Here is a 20,560-nt window from a genome sequence, read left to right on the forward strand (position 1 = left end):
CTCGCCGCCTCACTGGTACAACTAGAACAGGTTCTACCTTACCGCCGCGAGCGGCCATGGCACCAGTAACGAGCACCGACGGCAGAGGTGACGGATGCGGATCGACTACACGCCGGAGCAGCGGGCGCTGGCGGCGGAACTCAGGGAGTACTTCGCCGGGCTGATGACCCCCGAACGCCGCGAAGCCCTGGCCGGTGACGGTGGCGAATACGGTGACGGCCTGGTGTACAAGGAAATCGTCCGCGATCTCGGCAGCGCGGGCTGGCTCGCGATCGGCTGGCCCCGCGAGTACGGCGGGCAGGACCGGCCGATGCTCGACCAGCTCGTCTTCACCGACGAGGCGGCCGCGGCGGGGGTGCCCGTCCCGTTCCTCACGGTGAACACCGTCGGACCGACCATCATGCGCTACGGCACCGAAGAACAGAAGGCGTTCTACCTGCCGAAGATCGCCGCCGGCGAGCTGCACTTCGCGATCGGCTACTCCGAGCCGGGCGCGGGCACCGACCTGGCGTCCCTGCGCACTCGCGCGGTCCGCGACGGCGACGACTACGTCATCAACGGCCAGAAGATGTGGACGAGCCTGATCGAGTACGCCGACTACGTCTGGCTGGCCGCCCGCACCGACCCCGACGCCCGCAAGCACAAGGGCCTGAGCATGCTGATCGTGCCGACCTCGGCCCCCGGTTTCTCCTGGACCAAGGTGCACACGGTCGCCGGGCCGGGCACGAGCGCGACCTACTACGACGACGTGCGCGTGCCGGTGACCTCACGCGTCGCCGGGGAGAACAAGGGCTGGCCGCTCATCACGAACCAGCTCAACCACGAACGCGTCGCGCTGACCTCGGCCGCCCCGATCCAGACGTCGCTGCGCGAGGTGCGGAGCTGGGCGCAGACCACGAAGCTGCCCGACGGCTCGCGCGTCATCGACCAGCCGTGGGTGCGGCTGCACCTGGCGCGGATCCACACCCACGCCGAGTACCTCAAACTGCGGAACTGGCGCATCGCCTGGGCGGCCGCGAGCGGCGACCTCGGCCCGGCGGAGGCATCGGCGACGAAGGTGTTCGGCACGGAGTTCGCGACCGAGGCGTACCGGCTGATGATGGAGATCCTCGGCGCGGGCGCCGTGGTCCGCGAGGGCTCCCCCGGCGCCCAGTTGCGCGGCCGGATCGAACGGCTGCACCGGTCGTCACTGATCCTCACCTTCGGCGGCGGGACCAACGAGATCCAGCGGGACATGATCGCCGCGACCGCCCTCGGCCTGCCCGTCACGCGCTAGGAGACATCCATGGACTTCACGCTCACCGAGGCGCAGCAGGATCTCGCGTCGCTCACGCGCCGGATCCTGACGGACAAGGTCACCCCCGACGTACTGGGGCCACACGGTTCCGGCGGCTTCGACGCTCCACTGTGGACCGCGCTGGCGCAGGCCGGGGTGCTCGACGCGGCACTGCCGCAGTCGGTCGGCGGTGGCGGGTTCGGGCTACTGGAGCAGTGTTCCGTGCTGGCCGAGATCGGCCGCGCGGTCGCGCCCGTGCCGTATCTGACGTCGGTCGTGCAGGGCGCGGCCGCGGTCGCGCAATTCGGCGACGGACGGCTCGCGGAGCGCTGGATCGTCCCGGTGCTGCGCGGCGAGCACGTCCTCGCGGTGGCCCTGCCGGACTACGGCGTGCCCTGTGGTTTCACCGCCGAGGCCGACGGTGACGGCTGGCGGCTGACCGGCGCGCAGACCGCGGTGCCGTCGGGCGCGTTCGCGCACGGGTTCCTCGTCGAAGCCGCCATCGACGGCGGCCGCCAGGTGTTCCTGCTCGACCGCGACGCCGTGACGGTCTCGCCGCAGCGGACCGTCGACCACGCCGACGCGGCATTGGTCGAGCTGTCCGGCGCGAAGGCCGCCACGTCCTTGGGCGACATCGGCGAATGGCTGCGGCTGCGGGGCACGATCGGCGTCTGCGCGCAGCAGCTCGGCGTGGTCGAACGGGCGCTGGAGCTGACCGCGGCGTACGCGCGGGAACGCAAGCAATTCGGCAACCTCATCGGGAGTTTCCAGGCGGTGCGGCAGCGGCTCGCCGACGCCTACGTCGACGTCGAAGCCGTCCGGCTGACGTTGTGGCAGGCGGCCTGGCGGCTGAGCGAAGGGCTTCCGGCGGCCGAAGAGGTCGCGACGGCGAAGTTCTGGACGGCCGAGGCCGGGCACCGGGTCGCGCACACCGCAGTGCACGTCCACGGCGGAGTCGGCATCGACGTCGACCACACCCTGCATCGCTACTTCGTCGCGGCGAAACGGCTCGAGTTCACCCTCGGCGGGGCGACCGCGCAGCTGCGGGGGCTCGGCGACCTGCTGGCCGCGGACCCGGCATGACCCCCACGGTCACGGAACTCCTGCTCGCGCGGGCGGAGGACCGCTCGACCGGCCTGCTGTTCGAAGACCGGCGCTGGACCTGGGCCGAGCACGTCCGGGCCTGTGCCGGGCGCGCCGCCGCGCTCGCCGGGATCCTGCGGCCCGGCGGGCACTTCGGGCTGCTGGCGGACAACGTTCCCGAGTTCTCGTTCCTGCTCGGCGGGGCGGCGCTCTCGGGACACGTGCTGGTCGGCCTGAACCCCACGCGCCGGGGCGCGGCGCTGGCCCGCGACGTCGCGCTGGCCGACTGCGAGCTGGTGTTCGCCGAGGAGAAGTACCTTCCGCTGCTGTCCGAGGCCAAGGTGCCGGTGCTGCCGCTGAGCGAGCTGGAGCCAGCTGGGAAAGACGTCGAGCCGGTGGCCGCGAAGCCGGAAGACCTGCTCATGCTGATCTTCACCTCGGGCACCAGCGGGGACCCGAAGGCGGTCCGGTGCACGCACGGCAAGATCGCCTACCCCGGCGAGATGCTGGCCACCCGGTTCGGTCTGTCCACACAGGACACCGTGTACGTGTCGATGCCGATGTTCCACTCCAACGCCATCATGGCGGGCTGGTCGGTCGGGCTCGCCGCTGGCGCGGGGATCGCGTTGCGGCGGCGGTTCTCGGCGTCCGGTTTCCTGCCGGACGTCCGGAAGTTCGGGGCGACGTACGCCAACTACGTCGGCAAGCCCCTGTCCTATGTGCTCACCACTCCCGAGCAGGACGACGACGCCGACAATCCGCTGAAACTGGTCTACGGCAACGAAGGCGCGGAAGCCGACCTCGCCGCATTCGGCAAGCGATTCGGCTGTCACGTGGTCGACGCCTTCGGTTCGACGGAGGGCGGCGTGAACTTCGGAAGGGACGCCACCACCCCCGCCGGTTCGCTCGGCCGGCTGCTCGACGGCGTCGCCGTCCTCGACCCGGAGACCGGGAAACCCTGCCCCCCGGCGGAGTTCGACGAGGGCGGGAAGCTGCTCAACGCCGCCGAGGCGGTGGGCGAACTGGTCAACACCGGCGGCCCCGGCTTCTTCGCCGGGTACTACGGGGATCCGGCGGCCGAGGCCGAGCGGATGCGCGACGGGATGTACCACACCGGCGATCTGGCCTATCTCGACGCGGACGGCTACTGCTACTTCGCGGGGCGGCTCGGCGATTGGCTGCGTGTCGACGGCGAGAACCTCGGCACGGCCCCCATCGAACGCGCGCTCCTGCGACATCCCGATGTCAGGGAGGCCGCCGTCTACGGGGTTCCCGATCCGCGGGTGGGCGACCAGGTGATGGCCGCCCTGGTCTGCCGGTCACCGATCGACGCCGCCGATTTCGCCGCTTTCGTTGCCGCGCAAGGCGATCTGGGGCCGAAGCAACGGCCCCGGTTCATACGGACGCTCGACGAACTCCCGCGGACCGCCACGCACAAGGTCCTCAAACGCGACCTGGCCGCGGACGGGACCCGCGACGCCCACGAGCTCCACTACCCCCGCATTTAGTCCTCTGGATGCGGTAGTTGGCGACGCGAACCACCGCATCCAGAGGACGAAATGCGGGGTGGATCTCAGGGTCGGGACGGGTGATCTTCCCGATGCCCGCGGCCGGGCGCGTTGCCTACGTTCGGTGCCATGAAACGAACAACGCGCCGGATCGGCGTACTGGCGACCGCTCTCGCCCTGCCCGCCGTCCTCCTCGCCCCGCCCGCGTCGGCGGCGCCCGTCCGCTTGAGTCTTCCCGCGCCGACCGGCCCGTACGCCGTCGGCAGCACCGACCTCCATCTCGTCGATCACTCCCGCCAGGACCCATGGGTCACCGGTGTGCCAAGGGAATTGATGGTCACCGTGCGGTATCCGGCCTTGCCGAGCGGAAAGCCGAAAGCGCCGTACATGGCGCCAGGTGTCGCGAAGGTCGTGGCCGAGGGCGACGCCGTCAAGCTGGGCATGACGGCGGATCGGCTCGACTACCGCTTCCCCACCCATTCCCGGATCGGCGCGCCCGCGATCGGCGGCAAGCGGCCCGTCGTGCTGTATTCACCCGGCGGCACCTTGTCGCGTTCGCACGGCACCACCCACCAGGAGCAGCTCGCGAGCGAGGGCTACGTCGTCGTGGCCATCGACCACACCCACGAAGCGGAAGCGGTGGAGTTCCCCGGCGGTCGCGTCGCGAGGAAATCCTTGCCGCCGTCGAGTATCGAGGTGTCGAAGCGCGTGATCGACACTCGCGTCCGGGACACGCGCTTCGTCCTCGACTCGCTCGGGCTGACCCAGGCCGGCATGTTCGGCCACTCCGCCGGCGGGTTCACCGCGGGCGAGACGATGGTGAGCGACCGGCGCGTCGTCGCCGGGGCGAATCTGGACGGCAGCCTGGCCCACTCGCAGTCGCAGCGGATCTTCGGCCGCGTCGCCGACAAGGGGCTGGACCGGCCGTTCCTGCTGATGAGCGCCGGTGACCACAGCGCCGCGTCGGACGCGTCCTGGCAGGAGTTCCTCCGCAACCAGCGTGGCTGGACGCGCGAAGTGCGCTTGCCGGACGGCGAGCACTTCAGTTTCACCGACTACCAGACGCTGTTGCCGCAATTGGGGAACGCCCCGGCCGCGTTCGTCGGCACCATCGATCCCGCGCGCAGCGTCGCCACGCAGCGCGTTCAGCTCTCGGAGTTCTTCGGCAAGACACTGCGTCACCGAAGCAGCGACGTGATCAAGGTTTCCTTGAGCCAGGCTTCGTAGTCGTCGTGACTCCACCCGGCCTCGGTGACGAGGCTGGTGTGGACGTCGGCGCTCATCAGGGCCACGACGATGTCCGCGGCCCGGGGCACCACCGCGCGCCCGCTCGCGCGGATGCGGCCGACGACCATCTCGACGCCGAGCCGGTTACGCCGGGCGCCTTCCGCCTGGGTCGCGGCTATGTCCGGATCGACGGCGGCACCGGAGCTCAGCATCGCGACGATGTCGCCACAGCGTTCCCGGACCTGGCGGGCGACCCTGGCCAGCAGGCCGAGCAACGCGACCGGGTCGTCGGTCCGGTGCGCCTCGGCGACGACGTCGGGGATCCCGGCCTCGTCGTCGAGGAGGTCGACGAGACCGCCGAGGACCCCGGCCTTCGAACCGAAGTGCGCGTAGATGGTCTGCGGGGACACCCCCGCTTCCTGGGCGATGAGGCGGATCGGTGTCCGCGCGTACCCGCGCTCGGCGAAGAGGCCGCGGGCCGCCGTCAGGATCGTGCGCAGCGTCAGCGCCTCACGACGGTCGCGCAACCGGACGATGCCGGGAAGGTCCGCGGGCATGTATGCTCCTCGAAAGTTGGAACGTTGTTCTAACTTATGGATCGTCGTTACAGGAAAGGATAGCGATGATCACCGAGGAGATCATCACCGCGCTGGAACGCGCCTGGAACGCGGGCGACGGCGAGGCGTGGGCCGCGAACTTCGCCGAGGACGCGGATTTCGTCGACGTCGTCGGCCGCATCCAGCGCGGGCGCGCGACGATCGCGCGCGAGAGCCAGAACATCTTCGACACCGTCTACCGGGGCAGCACGCTGCGGATCCGTCAGGTGTCGAGCCGTCCGCTCGGCGGCGGGTTCGATCTCGTGCACACCGCCACCACGCTGACCATCCCCACCGGTCCCCTGGCCGGGGAAGCTCAGGCGGTTCAGTCGAAACTCGTCCACGACGGGCTGATCGTCGCGTTCCACAACACGATCAGGCGCGATATCGCGGTGTTCGCCGGCCACGACGCGGACCTCGCGGCCCGCTCGCCCCAGGAATGGAACTCCTGACCGGGCTCAAGCCGGGGCGTTGATCGGCCGCAGCCGTCGCGGCCCGGTGTCGGGCCGGGACGGTGGCGGGCCCAGCACGATCCGCGCGTTGGCGACGAAGGCGCCGTCCGGTGAGGCCAGGATCGGGTCGAGCGTCATCGAGCGGACCTCGGGATTGTCCTCGGCGAGCGCCGCGACGCGCAGCACGATGTCCTGGAGCGCGGCCAGATCCGCCGGTTCATCGCCGCGGTACCCGGTCAGCAGCGGCGAAGTCCGCGGTTCGCGCAGCAGCGTCGCGGCGTCGACGTCGGTGAGCGGGACCGCACGGTAGGCCCTGTCCCCCAGCAGCGTGCTGACCAGCCCGGAGAGACCGAACGACACGAGCGTGCCGAACGACGGATCGTCCTGCAGCCCGACCACGCACGAAATACCCTTGGGCGCCATCCGCTGGACGTAGACCTCGTCGTCACCGGAGATCTCCCGCAGGTCGAGATACGCCCGCCGCACTCCGTCCACAGAGGACAGATCGAGCCGCACGCCCGCCAGGTCCGGCCTGCCGCGCAGCCGTTCGTCGACGGCCTTGAGGGTGACCGGGAAGCCCAGGTCCTCGGCCGCCTTCACCGCCTCGTCCGCGGACGTCACGACCCGGAACGGGACGACGTCGATGCCGTAGCAGCCCAGGAGCCGGACCACGTCGTCGTCGGAAAGCAGCGTCGTCTTGCCGTCCTCGCCCGCCAGCAGTTCGGCGACGATCACCTGCGCCTGCTCGGCGTGCAGGCCCGCGGGGCGCACCAGGTTTCCCTGCGGCCGTTGCCGCCAGGCGGCGTAACGCACGACCCGCGCCAGCGCGTTCACCGCGCGTTCGGGGCTCGGGTACGACGGCACCGAACCCCGCGTCGGCACGCCGTCCTCGGACAGCACGGCGAGTTCGTCCGGAACGCCCTCGACGGCGAGGAAGGTCGACACGATCGGCTTGTTCTTGTCCATCTCGACGACGGCCTCCCGCAGCGCGCGGGCGTACGCCGCGCCCGGGATCGCGAGCGGCGGCACGAAGACCACGACCAGCGCGTCGGTCTCCGGCGAGTTGAGCGCCTCGCGCACGGCGGCGGCGAACTCCTCCGGGCTCGCCTGCGGCCCGACGTCGACCGGGTCCGAGGTCAGCCGGAGGCCGTGCGCCCGCGCGGTGTCCGCGGCGAGCAGCCCGATGGCGCTGGAATTGCCCACGATGGCGATCCGGGGCCCGGCGGGAAGCGGCTGATGGGCGAAGACCAGCGCGGTGTCGAAGAGCTGCGCGAGCGTGTCGACGCGGACGACACCCGCCTGCTCGAACAGGGCCTGGACGCTGGACTCGTCGACCTCCGCCGACGTCGCGGCGAGCTGCGGGCGGACCGCGTGCCTGCCGGATTTCACCGCGACCACCGGTTTCGTCCGCGCCAGCCGGCGGGCGAGCCGCGCGAACTTGCGCGGATTGCCGAACGATTCCAGGTACAGCAGGACGAGGTCGGTCGCCGGGTCGGTCTCCCAGTACTGGAGCAGGTCGTTGCCGGAGACGTCGGCCCGGTTACCCGCCGAGACGAACGTCGACAGCCCGAGGCCGCGCGACTCGGCGTCGGCGAGGATCGCGGTGCCCAGCGCGCCGGACTGGCAGAAGAACCCGGTGCGGCCGCGCGCCGGCAGGCGAGGCGCGAGGGTGGCGTTGAGCCGGACGGAGGCGTCGGTGTTGAGCACGCCCAGCGCGTTCGGGCCCACGACCCGCATCCCGTGCGCCCTGGCCTCCCCGACCAGCCTCAGCTCGGCGTGCAGCCCGTGCGGCCCGGCCTCGGCGAATCCGCCCGAGACGATCAGGAGGGTCTTGACCCCCTTGGCCAGCGCACCGTCCAAAACGGACTCGACGGCCTCGGCGGGCACGGCGACCAGCGCGAGGTCGACGTCCTCGGGGATGTCCACGACGGACGGATAGGCACGGACGCCGCGGACGGACTTGTGCTCGGGGTTGACCGGGTAGACGGTGCCGGCGAAGTCGGCGCTGAGGAGGTTGGTGAGGGCGACGTAGCCGATCTTCGTCGGATCGGTGGACGCGCCGATCACCGCAACCGACTTCGGGTGCAGCAGATTGTGCACGCTGCGCGCCTCGGCGGCCTGCTCCCGGGACCGGGCGACCGCGAGCGACTCCTCGGTCGGGTCGATGTCGAACTCCAGGTGCAGCACGCCTTCCTCGATCTCGCGGCTGACCTGGTAGCCCGCGTCGCGGAACACGCGGACCATCGCCGCGTTCTCGGCGAGCACTTCGGCGACGAAGCGGCGAAGCCCGCATTCCGACGCGGCGGCGGCCAGATGCTCCAGCAGGATCGACCCGAGCCCGCGGCCCTGGTGGGCGTCGTCGACGACGAACGCGACCTCGGCCGACGGCCCGTGTTCGAGCCGTTCGTACCGGCCGACCGCGACGATGTCGTCGCCCAGCAGCGCGACGAAGGCGACCCGGTCGTGGTGGTCGACGACGGAGAACCGTTCGAGGTCACGCTGCGGGATCCGCGGATAGGCGCCGAAGTACCGGAAGTAGCGGGTGCGCTCGGACAACCTGCCGTGGAAGGCGACGAGCCCGTCGGCGTCGCTGGGGATCACCGGGCGCAGGTGCACGGTGCCGCCGTCGGAGAGCAGGACGTCGGCCTCCCACTCGCGCGGGAAGTCGTACGGGTCGCGTTTGGTGTCCTCACTGGCCATGTCAGTCCCTCGGATCGTCCGGATCGAGGCCGTGCAGCGGGAAGATCGCGCGGCGGGTGTCACGGATGGCGATGTCGACCGGCTCGTCCGCTCCGTCTCCCCACGGGACGAACGTGGTCTCGCGGCCGTCGGACATGCCGGCCGGAAGCTCTGCTCGCGGCGCCGCCCTGGAGATCGACGCGACCCAGTTCGGCGGCAGTGCCGTCGCCGGGTCGACGTCGCGGCCGAGCACGGTCGCGAGCAGATGGGTCCAGGAGCGCGGCACCACCCGGATCAGCTGGTAACCACCGCCGCCCACGGCGAGCCAGCGGCCACCGGCGTGCGCTTCGGACAGCTCCCGCAACCGCCGGTAGATCGCGCGGTGGCCGTCCACCGACAGCGAGAGGTCCGCCAGCGGGTCTTCCTCGTGCGAGTCGACGCCGCACTGGGTGACGAGGATCTGGGGCCGGAACTGTTCCAGCAGCGACGGCACCACCGCCTCGAACGCCCGCAGCCAGCCGCCGTCGCGGGTGCCGGGCGGCAGCGGAACGTTGACCGCCATGCCCTCGGCCCCGCCCTTGCCGATCTCCGCCGAGTAGCCCGTTCCCGGCCACAACGTGAAGGGATGCTGGTGCAGGGAAACGGTCAGCACCCGGGGGTCGTCGTAGAACGCCGTCTGCACGCCGTCACCGTGATGGACGTCGGTGTCGACGTAGGCGACCCGGTCGAAACCGTGGTCGAGCAGCCACGAGATCGCCACCGAACAGTCGTTGTAGACGCAGAACCCCGACGCCTTGCCCGGCATCGCGTGATGCAGCCCGCCGGCGATGTTCACCGCCCTGGTCGCCTCGCCCTCGGCGATCTTCCGCGCGGCCAGCAGCGTCGAGCCCACCACCAGCGCGGAAGCCTCGTGCATCCCGGTGAACACCGGGTTGTCCTCGGTGCCGAGCCCGTGCGCGAAGTCGGCGCCGGTCATCGGCGCCTGCCGCACGGCCTCGATGTACTCGCCGAGGTGCACGCGGCGCAACTCGTCTTCCCCGGCCGGGCCGGGGACGAGCAGCTCGACGCCGTCGAGCACGCCGAGCTCGGTGGCGAGCCGGATGGTCAGTTCGAGCCGCACCGGGTTGAACGGATGTTCGCCGCCGAGGTCGTAGCCCAGCAGCGAGGAGTCCCATACGACGGCCGGTGCTCGCATGGTCCGAACTCTAGTGCCCGGACGCGGCTCGTGCGTCGTTCCGGACGCCCGCGGGTCAGCCGGGCAGATCCCCGGTGGCCACCGGTCGCTCCGGATCGCGCGACCAGTGCGACCACGAACCCGCGTACAACGCCGCCGGCTCCGGATGGCCGACGACCTCCAGCGCGAGCACGACGGACGAGGCGGTGACGCCCGATCCACAGTAGACACCGACCGGGGTCTCCGGGCTCACGCCGAGACCTTCGAACCGCTCGGCCAGTTCCGAGGCGTCGCGCCAGCGCCCGTCTTCCCCGACATGCCCGGAGAAGGGTGCGTTGACCGCGCCGGGGATGTGCCCGGCGCGCGGGTCGATCGGTTCGGTCTCCCCCGCGTACCTCGGCCTCGCCCGCGCGTCGAAAAGCAAGCCGTCCCTGGCGAGCGCGGCCGCCCCGGCCGCGTCCAGCACCGGCATGCCGCCGGGTTTCACGACGATGTCCCCCTCCTCGGGCGAGGGGACCTCGTCGGTGACGGGGCGCTCCTCCTCGGTCCACGCCGCGAACCCGCCGTCCAGCACGGCGACCTCGGCGTGCCCGGCCCAGCGCAGCAACCACCACGCCCTGGCCGCGACCGAACCGTCGGCGTCGTCGTAGACCACGACCGGGTGACCGGCGCTGACCCCGGCCGCTCGCAGATGCCGCTGCAGCGTCTCCGGTTCGGGAAGCGGATGACGGCCGCCGTCGCCCGGCTCCCCGGCGAGCGCCGTGTCGAGGTCGACGTACACCGCGCCCGGGAGATGCGCCTCACGGTAGGAATCGGCGCCGGGCGGGCCGGCGAGCCGCCAGCGGACGTCGAGCACTACGGAGCGTGCCGATTCCGGCCCGGAGAGCCGCGCGGCGAGTTCGCTGGTGGTGATCATGGGGCGCATGGGCCCATCTTTCCGTGCGTCAGGGCTCCCTGCCCAGCTTGGGGGACTTTTCCCGCCTCGGTGCTTGTTCTCCCCACGCCTGCGTCGCTGTCGGTGCCAGCGACTACGATGAGCAACGCGGACGAAGGGGACAGCGTGAACGATCTCATCGACACCACAGAGATGTACTTGCGTACCATCTACGAGCTCGAAGAAGAAGGTGTCGTCCCGCTGCGGGCCCGGATCGCGGAGCGGCTGCAGCAGAGCGGCCCGACCGTGAGCCAGACCGTCGCCAGGATGGAGCGCGACGGACTGGTCGTGGTCGCGGACGACAGGCATCTGCAGCTGACCGAGCACGGTCGCGAACTCGCCATCGCGGTCATGCGCAAGCACCGGCTGGCCGAGCGCCTCCTGGTCGACGTCATCGGCCTGGAGTGGGAGCACGTCCACAACGAGGCCTGCCGCTGGGAACACGTGATGAGCGAGGCCGTCGAGCGCAAGCTGGTCAAGCTGCTCGACCACCCCACCACGTCGCCCTACGGCAACCCGATCCCGGGGCTCGACAAGCTCGGCGACGGCGAACCCGCTCCGCCCGCCGAAGCCGACCTCGTGCGGCTCGACGAGTTCGCCCGCATGGGTGGCGGCGAGGTCGAGATCCGCCGCATCGCCGAGCACGTGCAGCTGGACGAGACGCTGATGACGGAGCTCAAGTCGGTCGGCATCGTGCCCGGCAGCCGGGTCAAGGTCGGCAAGACCGCACCCGGCGGCACCATCGAGGTCACCGGCGGGAGCAGCACCGCGCAGGTTCCCGTGTCGGCGCTGCACGCCGTGCTGGCGCAGGCCAGGTGAGCGCCGCGTCCGACGCCGCGGAGACCTTCCAGGCTCTCCACGGCCGGGCTCCGGCCGGAGTCTGGTCCGCACCGGGCCGGGTGAACCTGATCGGTGAGCACACCGACTACAACGACGGTTTCGTGCTGCCCTTCGCCCTCCCGCACCGGCTCGCCGCCGCGGCGACGCCGCGCGAGGACGGTGTGCTGACCGTGGCCACCCTCGGCTCGGACGGCAGGGTCCAGGAATCCGGCCCGCTCACGGTCGCCGACCTGCGGCCCGGCTCGGTCGAAGGGTGGGCCGCGTACCCGGCGGGGGTCGCGTGGGTCCTGCGTGACCAGGGCCTCGGCGGCGGCGCGGACGTGACCATCGCGGGCAACGTGCCCTCCGGGGCCGGCTTGTCCTCCTCCCACGCTCTCGAATGCGCCGTCGCGCTCGCCCTGCTGGGGCTGGCGGGTATCACTCCGGGCACCGGCGGGGGTTCGCCGAGCCTGCACGAAGTGGCCCGCTGGGTGCAGCGTTCGGAGAACGACTTCGTCGGGGCGCCGACCGGCTTGCTGGACCAGACCGCCTCCCTGTGCTGCACGGAATCGAACGTGCTGTTCCTCGACGTCCGCTCCGGCGAGATGGAACAGGTGCCGTTCCCGCTGGAGGAATCCGGCGTCCGGATCCTGATCATGGACACCCGCACGAAGCATTCGCACGCCGAGGGCGGCTACGGCGAACGCCGCCGGGGCTGTGAACGCGCCGCGGAACTGCTCGAAGTGAAAGCGCTGAGGGATATCGACGTCGACGGCCTCGACGCCGCGCTCGGCAAGCTGCCCGACGAACTCGTGCCGCTCGTACGCCACGTGGTGGCGGAGAACCAGCGCGTCCTCGACACCGTGGACCTGCTGCGGGCGGGCCGCATCACCGAGATCGGCCCGCATCTGGACGCCTCGCACGCGAGCATGCGCGACGACTACCGGATCTCCACCCGCGAACTCGACCTCGCCGTCGATTCGGCCCGCGAAGCCGGGGCGCTCGGCGCGCGGATGACCGGTGGCGGCTTCGGCGGTTCGGCGATCGCGCTGGTCCGCGAGTCCGATGTGGACGCCGTCGGGCGAGCGGTGAAGGCCGCGTACGAAGCGGCGGATCTGCGCCACCCCAGGCTGTTCACCGCCGTGCCTTCGCGCGGCGCGGGCCGCGACGAGCTCTAGCCAGGGGTCTGCCCCGTGACGCCGAGGCGTGCCACGAAGGCCGCTTTGGCGTGATTCGCGTGTCCAGGCGCGGGACACGCGTGTTTGAAGGCGTAACACGCCGAGGCCGGTTCCCTCAGACCGCACCCGCACCCCGGGGCGCGGCCGGTGCGCGGGGGCGAGGACACTGAGCCGCGACCGCATCCGCAGCAGAAAGGCGCGAACGTGACCGACGAACCGACCAAGACCCTGAAGCTGATGGTGACGGGCGGAGCCGGTTATGTGGGCAGCGTCTGCGCGGCCCGCCTCGTCGAGGCCGGGCACGACGTCACCGTGGTCGACGACCTCTCCACCGGGCACGCCGACGCGGTGCACCCGGACGCCACCTTCGTCGAAGGCGACGCGGCCGAGGTCGCCCGGCGGCTGCTCGGCGACGGCTTCGACGGTGTGCTCCACTTCGCCGCCAAGTCGCTGGTCGGCGAGTCGATGACGGATCCGGCGAAGTACTGGGAAGGCAACGTCCTGACCTCGCTCCGCCTGCTCGAAGCGATGCGCGACCACGGCACGAAGCGGCTGGTGTTCTCCTCCACCGCGGCCACCTACGGCGAGCCCGAGTCCTCCCCGATCCCGGAGACGGCGCCGACCCAGCCGACCAACACCTATGGCGCGACGAAGCTGGCCATCGACCACGCGATCACCTCGTTCTCGCGTGCCCACGGCATCGCCGCCGTCAGCCTGCGCTACTTCAACGTCGCCGGCGCCTACGGCTCCTTCGGCGAGCGGCACACCACCGAAACCCACCTGATCCCCCTCGTGCTCCAGGTCGCCACCGGGGACCGCGAGCGGATCCAGATCTTCGGTGACGACTACCCGACCGCGGACGGCACCGCCATCCGCGACTACATCCACGTGGTCGACCTCGCCGACGCGCACCAGCTGGCCCTCCGCCACGCGGCCGAAGGCGAACACCGCATCTACAACCTCGGCAGTGGCACCGGTTTCTCGGTGCTCGAGGTGATCGAGGCGTGCCGCCGCACCACCGGTCACGAGATCCCCGCCGCGGTCGCTCCGCGCCGGGCGGGCGACCCGTCGGTGCTGGTGGCCTCCAGCGAGCGGGCCGGGGACGAACTCGGCTGGAAGCCCGAGCGCACCGACCTCGACGGCATCGTCGCCGACGCCTGGGCGTTCACCCGGTCCCGCCGGAACGCCTGAGGCCGATCTCGGGCGGTCCTCCGGCTCGCTGCCGCAGGACCGCTCCGGACAGCTCGGACGGCTCCACCATCGCGTGCAGGGCCGCGGTCAGCAGCCTCGCCAGCCCGTGATCGGGGTCGGCTTCGGTGGCCCTGGCCAAGGCGATCCCGGCGGTCGCCAGGTCTCCCCGGACATAGGCGGCGTGCGCCTTCAGGGCGAGTGCCTCGGCCATTTCGGGCGCCGGGATTTCCCTGGCCAGGGTGAGCCAGAGCTCCTCCGCGGCGCGGGCGAGCCGTGAGTCCGCCGGCGCGGCGGTGAGCACACAGGCGTCCCGGACCTCGACCAGGGAAAGCGCCCAGGCCAGCCGGACGGCCTGGTCGTCGGTGATCGCCAGGTCGCCTTCGTCCGCCCGGGTGAGCGCGGCGTTCACCTCGGCGACTCCCGCCTGGACGGGATCCCGGCCTCGCCACGGCGGGTCGGCCATCCTGGTGAGGAGATCGGCACGCCGGGCGAGCGTCTCCGGCGCGACGGGATCGAAGAGGCGCTCGAGCTCGTCCCGGCTCGCGTGGGTGATCTGCCCGGCACCGGTGACGACCGCGGCGGCCACCGAGTCGCGCGGGTCCGGCAGGAGACCACCACAGGTCTTTTCCCGGTAGCAGCCCCAGCGCACGCCGGCGGCGATCCGCGACGCCCATACCGAATGCTTCAGCGAGATCTCGTACTCGGCCAGCACGGCTTCCAGGCGCCGGACGAACCGGCGGTGTGGCGGCCGCCCGGCCTTGTTCGCGGTGCCACCGCCGATCACCGCGACGGTGGCACCGGTATGGCCGGTCACGGCGAGCCTGACCGCGAGTTCACGGGCCTCGTCGTGTTCCAGGCCGGGCGGCGGCAGATCCGCTCGCATGACGAGGCCCTGCTGCATGCGTCCCGGGCCGCGCAGGCCGAAGACGACGACGGAGTCCTCGGGATGGAAGCCGAGGAGGTACGGGATCGCGGCGAGCAGGTCCGCCGGATCCGTCAGATCGACCTTGGTCCTGCCGGTCGGAGTGGATGTGGTCATGCCCCCACCTTGCGGCGGGAATGGGGCCGCCGGGTGGGGGCACGACAATCTGTGGACAGCCGGGACCGTTGTGGACAACCGCCGCGGGCCGGGCGCGGGGACGCCGGTCCTGTCGGTGGGGTGGTCTACAGTGCCCGGCCCCGCGGGATCAGCCGCAGTGTTCGAACGGGCTCTCGTAGGTGTTCGACCCGACCGAGCCGCCCCACTTGACGCAGGTCGCGGCGGCCGTCTTCTTCACCGGCCCGGCGTAGTAGGTGAAGCTGCCGGAGTCGGTCACGCGGGCCGAACCCTGGACTTCGAGGAACGCCGAAACCGGCGAAGCGGTACCGAGCGAAACCGCCTTCAGCGTGGTGACGCAGTTGGCCTTGGTCGACGCGTTGTAGAGCAGGTACGCGGTGCCAGACCCGTTCGCGAGCGCCTGCGAGTCGACGACCGAGAACCCGCTGCCGCACACCTCGGTGGCCGAGTACGGGTTGCCGCCGCACGAGTTCTTGCTGGTGAAGTTGGTGTGGCCGTAGTACGGCACCGCGACCCCGTGCAGCACCACCTTCTGCGCGACCCCGTTGAGCCGCTGTTCGAAGTGCAGGTGGGGACCGGTCACGCCGCCGGTCGCCCCGGCCGTGCCTATCTGCTTGCCGAGGCTGACGGCCTGGCCGACCGAAACCGACTGGGTCGACAGATGCGCGTACCGGGTACGCCAGCCGCTGCCGTGGTCGATCTCGACCCAGCGCCCGTAGCTCGTGCTGCCCTCGTTGGCGACGCGGGTGACGGTGCCGCCCGCCGACGCCAGCACCGGCATCCCGGTGATACCCGACTTCTGGAAGTCGACCGAGTTGGCCGGGCTGTGCCCGCTGAACGTCGCCGCCGTGACCGTGACGCCGCATTTGAACGGGACCTGGAAGTTCGGGGCGGCCGACGCCTGCGTCGTACCGGCGAGGGTCAGGCCGAGCGCGGGGATGACGGCGGCCGCGGCGAGCACTGCGAAACGGCGCAACCTGGACATGGAGACCTCCATCAGGTGGGGAAGCCGGACGGCCCGAAGCAAAGCCGGAGGAAATACATTTTCCGTACAAGCCCGAGGTCGGGTCGGGGTTTTCCGGCGGGCGCGCGCCCGCACCGCGTGTCGCGAAAGCCACTTTCGGGACATCAGGTGTCCCGAAAGTGGCTTTCGCGACGCCTGCGAGGCTGTCGGGCAGGCAAGGACCCAGGGCATGCCCGTTGTCGGCCGTGCGTGTTCCGTGTCGTCCGGGGCTTGGTTACCCAGTGGATTCTGGCCGGGGTGGATGGCCGCGGTGTGACGTTGCGAAAGCCACTTTCGCAACGCTGGAGGTTGCGAATGTGGCTTTCGCGACACGCCCTCCGCCGCGGCCGCGGCGTGAAGGTAGTGAAGGCCTCCTTCCCTACCCTCAAGGTAAGGAAGGAGGCCTTCACGGACATCGCTCAGCCGAAGGCGGCGCGCAGCGCGGGCTTGCCGCCCGCCACCGGCAGCACCAGCGAACTGCGGTTCAGCTCGACCGAGACTCCGGCGCCCGGCTTCGGCCGGAGCGTGTAGTCGTGGTCGCTGGAGGCCACCAGGAACTCGATCTTGTGCCCGGCCGCGAGCAGGTAGTCCTTGGCGACCAGTTCCACCTCGACCTTGTAGTTCTCACCGGGGGTGATCGGGTCGGTGCGGGCGGGGTCGCGCCGGTTCTGCGGGTCGGTCCAGCCGCGGGTGATCACCTTCGCCGTCCCGTCCGGGGCGCGGTCGAGGAGTACGGCGGTCACGTTCGCGGCCGGCTTGTCGAAGGACAGCGACAGGTCGGTCTTCACGGTTCCGGAAAGCCGCACAGGCTGCTTCGCCGCGGTGGTCGAGTACAGCAGCCGGTTGCCCGACGAGGCCGCGGCCGCCAGCTGTTCGATCGTCTTGCTCGCGTCGTCCGCCAGCGTCTCGACGGCGGCCTTGCCCGGAACGGGGTTGCGCGTGTCGAGCTTGCCCTTCGAAGAGCCGCCGGGCCACGGGTAGAGCTTCACGTCCTGAGTGCCGGGCAGCGGCCACTCCGGCTCGTCCACCCACGACTTGTCCTCACGCTGGATGGTGGCCTTCGGCTCGCGCTCGATGCCGTTGTCCACGTCGTAGAGGTAGTGCGACATCCACTTGTTCAGCGTGGCGAGCCAGACGTCACGGCGGAGGCTGTACGGATCGGAGTGCCCGGACTGGTGCAGCCATATCTTGTGCTCGACACCGCGCGCCTTGAGCATTTCGTACCAGCGGGTGCCCTGGTCGGTCTTGACGTTCCAGTCGCCGAGGCCGTGCACCACGAGCACCGAGGCCCGCACCTTGTTCACGTCGTTGCGGTAGTTCCGCGCGTCCCAGAAGGGGCTGTAGTCACCGGTCACCCGGTCCTGGTCGACCGCGATGCCGTCGATCAGCGGACGGCAGACGGCGCGATCCTCGCGGGTGTAGACGTAGTCCGCGAGCACGTCCGCGTCCTCGCCCTGGAACCCGCCCGCCGCGACGACGGCGCCGTCGTTGCGGTAGTAGTCGTACCAGCTGGAGATCGCCGCGATCGGGACGATCGTCTCCAGCCCTTCCACGCCCGTGCTGGCCACCGCGTTGGGCAGCGTCCCGTTGTAGGACACGCCCATCATGCCGGTCTTGCCGGTGCTCCAGTCCGCGACCGCGGCCTTGCCCGCCGCGTCCCGTGCCGTCGCGCGGCCGTTCAGCCAGTCCACAATGGACTTCGCGCCGATGGTCTCGTTGACGTCGCCGCTGCTCGGGCAGCCGGTGGACTGGCCGCTGCCGAGCGACTCCCCGTACACCACGGCGAACCCGCGGGCGGTGAAGTAGTCCTGGTAGCGCCAGCTGATCGGCAGCGGGTTCGGGCCGACGGTCTTCGTCGCGATCCGCGGACCCGCCGGGGGACGCTTCGCGCCGGGCACGTACAGCTCGACGTCGACGTTGTGGTTCGCGACGTCGTTGCCGCCCGCGTAGTACGGGCTCGCCTGATAGACGACCGGGGCCTTCATGCCCTGCTGCGTCGCGCGGGGCCGCACGACCTCCGCGTGCACGAGGTCGTCCTTGCCGTCACGGTCGCTGTCGACCGGCGCGGTGACCCAGACGTTCTCCCGGATGACGTCCGCCGGGTCGAACACCGGCTGGGCTTGGCCGTCCTTGAAGACCGGTGCCGGCGGCGCGTCGGCTTGAGCGGGCAACGCCGTCGCCGGAAGGACCAGGACGGCGGTGAACAGGGCAGCGAGCCTGGCGACTCTCACAGGACCCCCAATGGCGGGCGGGCAAGACCCAGCTGAGGTTTCCGGCCACCCGAACGGGTGTCAAGAGACTAACGTCGGAGGCATGCCGAGCACTCTCGAAGCACCGATCGTCGCCGTCACCGTCTACCCGCACCACGCCCGGATCACCAGGCGGGCTTCGGCTGTCCTCGACGGCGAAACGCGCTTCGCCTTCGCCGGCCTGCCGTGGAACCTGGACACCGACTCGGTCCGCGTCACCGGTTCCGGCCCGGCGGTCATCGCCGGGGTCGACGTCGCCGTCGAGCGCCATCCCGCGCCCGCGGACGCCTCGCTGCGCGCCCTGACCGAGCAGCGGCGCGCCGATCAGGCGGCGGTCGACGAGGTCGCGGACGCCGTCGCCGCGGAGACCGCGAAGGTCGATCTGCTGACCGGGCTGGCGGCACGCAGCGGCAAGAGTTTCGCGAAGGCGCTCGCGGCGGGTACGGCCGAACCGCCCCGGGTCGCCGAAGTCACCGACGCGCTCGGCACGCAGCTGGCCGAAGCGCTGGGAAAGCGCCGCGAACTCGGCATCCGCCTCGCCCGGCTCCGTGACGATCTCAAGGCGCTCGACCGCGAGATCGAGGCGAAACAAGGAACGTCCGAAGTGGACAGTGCGACGGTCACGGTCGAGCTGGAGTCCCAGGAGGACGGCGCCGAGATCGGCCTCGAACTGTCCTATGTGGTCGCGAACGCGAGCTGGGAGCCGGGTTACGACGTCCGCGTCCGCGGCGAGGACGTCTCGCTGACCTGGTACGGGCGGATCACCCAGCACACCGGCGAGGACTGGCCCGAATGCGAGCTGGCGCTCTCCACCGCGCGGCCGGCGAACACCGTGGAGGTGCCGGAACTCGATCCGTGGTTCCTCGACCGCGTGCCGGAGTACAAGCCGTCGATGGCACGGATGGCGTACGGCGGCGCGTCGCCCGCGGGCGGCGGGATCCCGGAGTCTGTGGGCATGCCGGCTCCCGGGGCGCCCGCGATGGCGGCGCGGACCGCGTCCGTCGAACAGGGCACCACCGCGGTCACCTACCGGCCGGGCCGCCCGGTGGCGGTCCCCTCGGGGGCGCAGGGTCACCGCACGACGCTCGCGCAGCTGGAGCTGACCGCGAAACTGGGCTACGTCACCGCTCCGGTGGTGTCGCCGGAGGCGTTCCTGCGGGCGACCGTGGTCAACACTTCGGAGCACACGCTGCGGCCGGGGAAGGCGTCGGTGTTCCACGAGACGGAGTTCGTCGGCACCACCCGGCTGGACGTCTGGGCGCCGGGTGAGGAAGTCGAACTCGCCCTCGGCGTGGACGACCGGATCCGGGTCGAGCGCGAGCTCACGCACCGCACGGCGAGCAAGGCGACGCTGTCCGGGGTCCGCAAGCGGGAAGCCGCCTACACCACGACGATCGTCAACCACAGCCCGCGCGAAGCGGTCGTGACCGTGCTGGATCAGGCGCCGGTCTCCCGGGACGACGCGATCACCGTCCGGGACGTGCGCACCACGCCGGAGCCGGTGGAGCGGACGGAGCTGGGCGAGTTCACCTGGCGGCTGACGCTCGCTCCCGGCGCGAAGAGCGTCGTGACCCTCGGGTACCGGGTGGACGTCGCGAAGGGGATCGAGCTGTCGGGGTGGCGCGAGTAACCCCAGGCGCCTCGTGAGTGGTAAGGACGGTTCTAACCGTCCTTACCACTCACGAGCCGGTCAGCCCTGCGAGATGTACGCCTCCAGCTGTTCCTGGCTCTTCTCCAGTTGCTCCATCCGGGTCTTCACGACGTCGCCGATGCTCACGATCCCCGCGAGCCTGCCGTCCACCACGACCGGGACGTGCCGGATGCGGCGTTCGGTCATCAGGACCGAAAGCTGATCGACCGAGTCCTCGGGGGTGCAGCTCGCGACCATCTTCGTCATGATCGCGGACACCGATCCGTCGAGCAGCTGGGGTCCGCGCTCGTTGAGCCGTCGCACCACGTCCCGTTCGGAGACGATCCCGACGATCGCGCCGTCGGCGTCGACGACCACCAGCGCGCCGACGTTGTGCTCCGCCAGTCTTTCGAGCAGTTCGGTGACGTTCGTCTCCGGCGAGACGGTCGCGACGGCCGCCCCCTTGGTCCGCAACAGATCGGAAATCCGCATACGCGCTCCTCC

At 71.0% G+C, this 20,560-nt stretch carries 17 protein-coding genes; 9 read left to right on the forward strand and 8 right to left on the reverse strand.

Annotated elements, in window-relative coordinates:
- Positions 1–94: 94 nt before the first annotated feature.
- The 4 genes from H4W30_RS27885 to H4W30_RS27900 all read left to right on the forward strand — a co-directional run bounded on the left by H4W30_RS27885 (position 95) and on the right by H4W30_RS27900 (position 5,094).
- Positions 95–1,276, forward strand: a complete 1,182-nt coding sequence (locus tag H4W30_RS27885; protein ID WP_192745530.1) for an acyl-CoA dehydrogenase family protein — start codon at positions 95–97, stop codon at positions 1,274–1,276.
- 9 nt (positions 1,277–1,285) lie between these two features.
- Positions 1,286–2,359, forward strand: a complete 1,074-nt coding sequence (locus tag H4W30_RS27890; protein WP_192745531.1) for an acyl-CoA dehydrogenase family protein — start codon at positions 1,286–1,288, stop codon at positions 2,357–2,359.
- Positions 2,356–3,867, forward strand: coding sequence for a long-chain-fatty-acid--CoA ligase (locus tag H4W30_RS27895; RefSeq protein ID WP_192745532.1), 1,512 nt, complete (start codon positions 2,356–2,358; stop codon positions 3,865–3,867). The genes H4W30_RS27890 and H4W30_RS27895 overlap by 4 nt, the downstream gene beginning before the upstream one ends.
- Positions 3,868–3,996: 129 nt before the next feature.
- Positions 3,997–5,094 carry an alpha/beta hydrolase family protein gene (locus tag H4W30_RS27900; protein ID WP_192745533.1) on the forward strand — a complete coding sequence of 366 codons (1,098 nt, stop codon included), beginning with the start codon at positions 3,997–3,999 and terminating at the stop codon, positions 5,092–5,094.
- Here the strand turns inward: H4W30_RS27900 and H4W30_RS27905 are convergent.
- Positions 5,046–5,651 (reverse strand): TetR/AcrR family transcriptional regulator, encoded by a 606-nt coding sequence (locus H4W30_RS27905; RefSeq protein WP_192745534.1) that lies wholly within the window; start codon positions 5,649–5,651, stop codon positions 5,046–5,048. The genes H4W30_RS27900 and H4W30_RS27905 overlap by 49 nt on opposite strands.
- Positions 5,652–5,716: 65 nt before the next feature.
- On the opposite strand from H4W30_RS27905, the gene H4W30_RS27910 reads away from it, so the two are divergent.
- Positions 5,717–6,142 (forward strand): SgcJ/EcaC family oxidoreductase, encoded by a 426-nt coding sequence (locus tag H4W30_RS27910; RefSeq protein WP_192745535.1) that lies wholly within the window; start codon positions 5,717–5,719, stop codon positions 6,140–6,142.
- 6 nt (positions 6,143–6,148) lie between these two features.
- Here the strand turns inward: H4W30_RS27910 and H4W30_RS27915 are convergent, their stop codons facing one another.
- Genes H4W30_RS27915 through H4W30_RS27925 form a run of 3 tightly spaced genes read right to left on the reverse strand, consistent with a single transcriptional unit; the run spans position 6,149 to position 10,920 of the window.
- Positions 6,149–8,842: a bifunctional acetate--CoA ligase family protein/GNAT family N-acetyltransferase gene (locus H4W30_RS27915; RefSeq protein ID WP_192745536.1), complete on the reverse strand. Its 2,694-nt coding sequence runs from the start codon at positions 8,840–8,842 to the stop codon at positions 6,149–6,151.
- Between the two features lies 1 nt (position 8,843).
- The gene (locus tag H4W30_RS27920; protein ID WP_192745537.1) at positions 8,844–10,016 is read right to left on the reverse strand and encodes an acetoin utilization protein AcuC; all 1,173 of its coding nucleotides are present in this window, start codon (positions 10,014–10,016) and stop codon (positions 8,844–8,846) included.
- Positions 10,017–10,071: 55 nt separating this feature from the next.
- Positions 10,072–10,920 (reverse strand): sulfurtransferase, encoded by an 849-nt coding sequence (locus H4W30_RS27925; RefSeq protein WP_192745538.1) that lies wholly within the window; start codon positions 10,918–10,920, stop codon positions 10,072–10,074.
- Between the two features lie 108 nt (positions 10,921–11,028).
- Here H4W30_RS27925 and H4W30_RS27930 point away from each other — a divergent pair, with 108 nt between their 5' ends.
- From H4W30_RS27930 to galE, 3 genes are all read left to right on the forward strand, one after another.
- Positions 11,029–11,748, forward strand: coding sequence for a metal-dependent transcriptional regulator (locus H4W30_RS27930; RefSeq protein ID WP_126734895.1), 720 nt, complete (start codon positions 11,029–11,031; stop codon positions 11,746–11,748).
- Positions 11,745–12,926 carry a galactokinase gene (gene galK, locus H4W30_RS27935; protein WP_192745539.1) on the forward strand — a complete coding sequence of 394 codons (1,182 nt, stop codon included), beginning with the start codon at positions 11,745–11,747 and terminating at the stop codon, positions 12,924–12,926. The genes H4W30_RS27930 and galK overlap by 4 nt, the downstream gene beginning before the upstream one ends.
- Before the next feature lie 237 nt (positions 12,927–13,163).
- Positions 13,164–14,117, forward strand: coding sequence for a UDP-glucose 4-epimerase GalE (gene galE, locus H4W30_RS27940; protein WP_126734984.1), 954 nt, complete (start codon positions 13,164–13,166; stop codon positions 14,115–14,117).
- On the opposite strand, the gene H4W30_RS27945 is transcribed toward galE, so the two are convergent.
- From H4W30_RS27945 to H4W30_RS27955, 3 genes are all read right to left on the reverse strand, one after another.
- Positions 14,092–15,156, reverse strand: coding sequence for a DUF4192 domain-containing protein (locus H4W30_RS27945; RefSeq protein ID WP_192745540.1), 1,065 nt, complete (start codon positions 15,154–15,156; stop codon positions 14,092–14,094). The genes galE and H4W30_RS27945 overlap by 26 nt on opposite strands.
- Before the next feature lie 148 nt (positions 15,157–15,304).
- The gene (locus H4W30_RS27950; RefSeq protein ID WP_192745541.1) at positions 15,305–16,159 is read right to left on the reverse strand and encodes a M23 family metallopeptidase; all 855 of its coding nucleotides are present in this window, start codon (positions 16,157–16,159) and stop codon (positions 15,305–15,307) included.
- A 437-nt stretch (positions 16,160–16,596) separates the two neighbouring features.
- On the reverse strand, positions 16,597–18,408 hold the full coding sequence (locus H4W30_RS27955) for a Xaa-Pro dipeptidyl-peptidase (RefSeq protein WP_192745542.1): 1,812 nt from the start codon (positions 18,406–18,408) through the stop codon (positions 16,597–16,599).
- 82 nt (positions 18,409–18,490) lie between these two features.
- Here H4W30_RS27955 and H4W30_RS27960 point away from each other — a divergent pair, with 82 nt between their 5' ends.
- Positions 18,491–20,056: a DUF4139 domain-containing protein gene (locus H4W30_RS27960; protein ID WP_192745543.1), complete on the forward strand. Its 1,566-nt coding sequence runs from the start codon at positions 18,491–18,493 to the stop codon at positions 20,054–20,056.
- 60 nt (positions 20,057–20,116) lie between these two features.
- Here the strand turns inward: H4W30_RS27960 and H4W30_RS27965 are convergent, their stop codons facing one another.
- Positions 20,117–20,548, reverse strand: coding sequence for a CBS domain-containing protein (locus H4W30_RS27965; protein ID WP_126734901.1), 432 nt, complete (start codon positions 20,546–20,548; stop codon positions 20,117–20,119).
- Between the last annotated feature and the right edge of the window lie 12 nt (positions 20,549–20,560).

Source organism: Amycolatopsis roodepoortensis (assembly GCF_014873915.1).
In the GTDB taxonomy this organism is placed as follows: domain Bacteria; phylum Actinomycetota; class Actinomycetes; order Mycobacteriales; family Pseudonocardiaceae; genus Amycolatopsis; species Amycolatopsis roodepoortensis.

Bases quoted from the DNA above. Each gene is read 5' to 3' on its own strand.
- H4W30_RS27885 (WP_192745530.1), top strand. From the start codon at position 95: ATGCGGATCGACTACACGCCGGAGCAGCGGGCGCTGGCGGCGGAACTC.
- H4W30_RS27890 (WP_192745531.1), top strand. From the start codon at position 1,286: ATGGACTTCACGCTCACCGAGGCGCAGCAGGATCTCGCGTCGCTCACG.
- H4W30_RS27895 (WP_192745532.1), top strand. From the start codon at position 2,356: ATGACCCCCACGGTCACGGAACTCCTGCTCGCGCGGGCGGAGGACCGC.
- H4W30_RS27900 (WP_192745533.1), top strand. From the start codon at position 3,997: ATGAAACGAACAACGCGCCGGATCGGCGTACTGGCGACCGCTCTCGCC.
- H4W30_RS27905 (WP_192745534.1), bottom strand. From the start codon at position 5,651: ATGCCCGCGGACCTTCCCGGCATCGTCCGGTTGCGCGACCGTCGTGAG.
- H4W30_RS27910 (WP_192745535.1), top strand. From the start codon at position 5,717: ATGATCACCGAGGAGATCATCACCGCGCTGGAACGCGCCTGGAACGCG.
- H4W30_RS27915 (WP_192745536.1), bottom strand. From the start codon at position 8,842: ATGGCCAGTGAGGACACCAAACGCGACCCGTACGACTTCCCGCGCGAG.
- H4W30_RS27920 (WP_192745537.1), bottom strand. From the start codon at position 10,016: ATGCGAGCACCGGCCGTCGTATGGGACTCCTCGCTGCTGGGCTACGAC.
- H4W30_RS27925 (WP_192745538.1), bottom strand. From the start codon at position 10,920: ATGCGCCCCATGATCACCACCAGCGAACTCGCCGCGCGGCTCTCCGGG.
- H4W30_RS27930 (WP_126734895.1), top strand. From the start codon at position 11,029: ATGAGCAACGCGGACGAAGGGGACAGCGTGAACGATCTCATCGACACC.
- galE (WP_126734984.1), top strand. From the start codon at position 13,164: ATGGTGACGGGCGGAGCCGGTTATGTGGGCAGCGTCTGCGCGGCCCGC.
- H4W30_RS27945 (WP_192745540.1), bottom strand. From the start codon at position 15,156: ATGACCACATCCACTCCGACCGGCAGGACCAAGGTCGATCTGACGGAT.
- H4W30_RS27950 (WP_192745541.1), bottom strand. From the start codon at position 16,159: ATGTCCAGGTTGCGCCGTTTCGCAGTGCTCGCCGCGGCCGCCGTCATC.
- H4W30_RS27960 (WP_192745543.1), top strand. From the start codon at position 18,491: ATGCCGAGCACTCTCGAAGCACCGATCGTCGCCGTCACCGTCTACCCG.
- H4W30_RS27965 (WP_126734901.1), bottom strand. From the start codon at position 20,548: ATGCGGATTTCCGATCTGTTGCGGACCAAGGGGGCGGCCGTCGCGACC.